This is a genomic window from Collinsella sp. AF20-14LB, assembly GCF_003459505.1.
Lineage (GTDB): Bacteria > Actinomycetota > Coriobacteriia > Coriobacteriales > Coriobacteriaceae > Collinsella.
Genome location: NZ_QRWD01000052.1, coordinates 320 through 668 on the forward strand (window position 1 = coordinate 320; position 349 = coordinate 668).

Annotated in this window: 1 protein-coding gene and 1 tRNA gene; one reads left to right on the plus strand and one right to left on the minus strand. The window is 45.8% G+C overall.

Annotation, left to right across the window (positions count from 1 at the left end):
* Positions 1–64 precede the first annotated feature (64 nt).
* Positions 65–141: transfer RNA gene (locus tag DWX63_RS11075), tRNA-Arg, on the plus strand.
* Here the strand turns inward: DWX63_RS11075 and DWX63_RS11585 are convergent.
* A partial coding sequence (locus tag DWX63_RS11585; RefSeq protein ID WP_233514552.1) for a hypothetical protein occupies positions 127–349 on the minus strand: 223 nt, incomplete at its 5' end. The two genes, DWX63_RS11075 and DWX63_RS11585, sit on opposite strands and share 15 nt — an antisense overlap.

The following is a 349-nucleotide window of genomic DNA, read 5'->3' on the forward strand; positions in this document are numbered from 1 at the left end:
GTAAAATTTTTTCTAATTGTCGCTTGACCCATCGGGGGCTCGCGTGCATAATAATCCGTGCGTTGCGGCGTTACCTCAGCTGGATAGAGGGTCTGACTACGAATCAGAACGTCATAGGTTCGAATCCTATACGCCGCACCAATTGACTTTAAAGCTCCCGGCGACGGGGGCTTTTCTTATATCGCGATGCGTCGAAGATCGCGCCAAGCCCTCCAAATGATTAAAAATCAAATTCGATAACTTTTTTTGAAAAAATGCTTGACCATTATTCAGTCCCTGTGCATAATAATCAACAAGTTGCGGCGTTACCTCAGCTGGATAGAGGGTCTGACTACGAATCAGAACGTCA